The sequence below is a fragment of the Aquicoccus porphyridii genome, from assembly GCF_008369105.1.
Classification (GTDB): Bacteria; Pseudomonadota; Alphaproteobacteria; order Rhodobacterales; family Rhodobacteraceae; genus Aquicoccus; species Aquicoccus porphyridii.
This window is the reverse complement of the sequence record NZ_VINQ01000049.1, coordinates 1-2,060: the sequence shown is the minus strand read 5'-3', so window position 1 is coordinate 2,060 and position 2,060 is coordinate 1. Positions and strand designations below refer to the sequence as shown.

General features: G+C 59.7%; 2 protein-coding genes. Both read left to right on the top strand.

What is annotated here, in order from left to right; all coding sequences use genetic code 11:
- Positions 1–337: 337 nt before the first annotated feature.
- Positions 338–787: a thiol-disulfide oxidoreductase DCC family protein gene (locus FLO80_RS21630; RefSeq protein ID WP_111369543.1), complete on the top strand. Its 450-nt coding sequence runs from the start codon at positions 338–340 to the stop codon at positions 785–787.
- A complete protein-coding gene (locus FLO80_RS21625) occupies positions 784–1,974 on the top strand; it encodes a saccharopine dehydrogenase NADP-binding domain-containing protein (protein WP_111369545.1) in 1,191 nt (396 codons plus the stop codon). Before FLO80_RS21630 ends, FLO80_RS21625 begins: the two co-directional genes overlap by 4 nt.
- Positions 1,975–2,060: the final 86 nt, after the last annotated feature.

Sequence of the window (2,060 nt, the reverse complement as noted above, 5' to 3'; positions counted from 1 at the left end):
AAGTGCGGCGCATAGCGATTTATTGCGCCCCAGCTAATTAGCTGGGGCGCAATAAATTGATCATCGATGCCCGTCCGCTGTGGGCTCGAAGCCGACCTGCGGCAGCCCTCCCATCAAGCGATCGGTGGCGTCGTTCGCCGCCCTGACCAGACCTTCGCTATTTGCAGCATGCTGCATTGCAAATTCACCGAACCAGCCATTCGCATTTGCGAGAGGTCGCTATCTCTCTCAACCGGTCATTGGCGAGAGTTGTTGAGACAAATATCTGACTAAGTCCCCTGCTGAGCTGCTCTTCAAGATTGCGCTGGCGCACGGATTCACCAATGATTGGTGCATCATGATCAGGCCCTTTTCCTATCGCAGCGATCCTACGGTCCCAGAATTCAACGACAGCGTCCCGGTCGCAGTCATGGACGCCGAATGCACAATTTGCAGTTGGGGCGCGCGGATGATCCACCGGCTCGACCGGACTGGCACCGTGCGGATTTGCCCGGTTCAAACGCCTCTTGGCGCTGCCCTGCTGCGACATTACGGGCTCCGCCCCGACGACCCGACAAGCTGGCTCTTTCTTGACGACGGACTGCCGCATGTCGATTTCGAAGCGGTGCTACATGCGGGCCGAAGATTTGGTGGCTGGGCGCGTCTCACTGACTTGCTCCGGATCGTTCCCAGGCCGATGCGAAACTGGCTCTATCAGCGCCTTGCGCGCAACCGTTACGCGGTATTCGGACGCGCTGACATGTGCGCACTCCCCGATCCCGACTTTCAGAAAAGACTGCTACGATGAGGGTTCTGGTGCTAGGCGGCACTGGTGTCTTTGGCTCCCGGCTCGCGCGATTGCTGGTGCGGGACGGGCACCAGGTAACGATAGCCGCACGCAATCTGACCGCTGCCCGGACGCTGGCGGATAGGTTAGGTTGTGAGGCAGTGCAGATGGACCGTGTGGGTGATTTGCAAGCCTTGGCAGCACATGAAGTGCTCATTGATGCCGCAGGTCCATTTCATACCTATGTAACAGACCCCTACCGGCTGCCCCGCGCCGCGATTGCGGCAGGGCTGCATTATTTTGATCTGTCTGATAATGCCAACTTTTGCACCGGGATCGCTATGCTCGATGCCGAGGCATCGGCCGCGGGACTATGTGTCATATCAGGCCTCTCCTCTATCCCAGCCCTGTCGAGTGCTGCGGTGCGGGCCTTGACCGGCACATCTCGTCCACGAGTGATCGACAGCGCAATCCTACCAGGCAATCGTAGCCCACGTGGGCTGTCGGTGATGACGTCGATCCTGTCGCAGGTTGGCCGCCCAATGCAGGTCTGGCGCGGCGGGGCGTGGATACGTACGACAGGCTGGGGCTGGTCGGAGCGGAAGAACTATGTGCTCCCGGGTGGGCTGATCCGCCAGGGCTGGCAAATCGACGTCCCTGATCTTGCCTTGTTTCCAGCACATTTCGGCGCGGATACAGTGCTGTTTCGCGCGGGGCTGGAATTGGGCGTGATGCGTTATGGCCTTGCCGCATTCTCATTGGTGCGGCGCTGGGTGCCAATCCCGGTAAATCGTCCGATCGTGCGGACATTCAAGCTAGCGGCCGACCTTCTCGCCCCTTTCGGCAGCGGGCGCGGCGGCATGTCAGTCATGGTGATCGTGGGGTATGAGCGCAGGTGGTGGCGACTTTTGGTCGAGGACGGTGACGGCCCCTTCATCCCTGCCGTCGCTGCGCGTGCGCTGCTGCGGCGCGCGGTTTTGCCGGTGGGCGCAGGCCCGGCGCTGGAAACAATCACGCTGGCAGAAGCAGAGGCTGCGATGGCCGATCTGAGTGTGACGACCGAGCGTGTCATTGAGCCGCTTGTGCCGATATTTCGACGCGTGCTTGGTCCTGCTTTTAACACGCTGCCCGAAGCAATCCGCCGCACTTGCGGATTTCAAAATTACCGGACAGCGATTTCGCTAAATCCCGGACAGCCATTTCAGTAATTCCCGGACAGTTCGGGCACGGCTGATTATCTGCCTGCGATCATGTTTCTGTTTTGAGTGTTTCGGTATTTTCGCTGGGGGTCAAG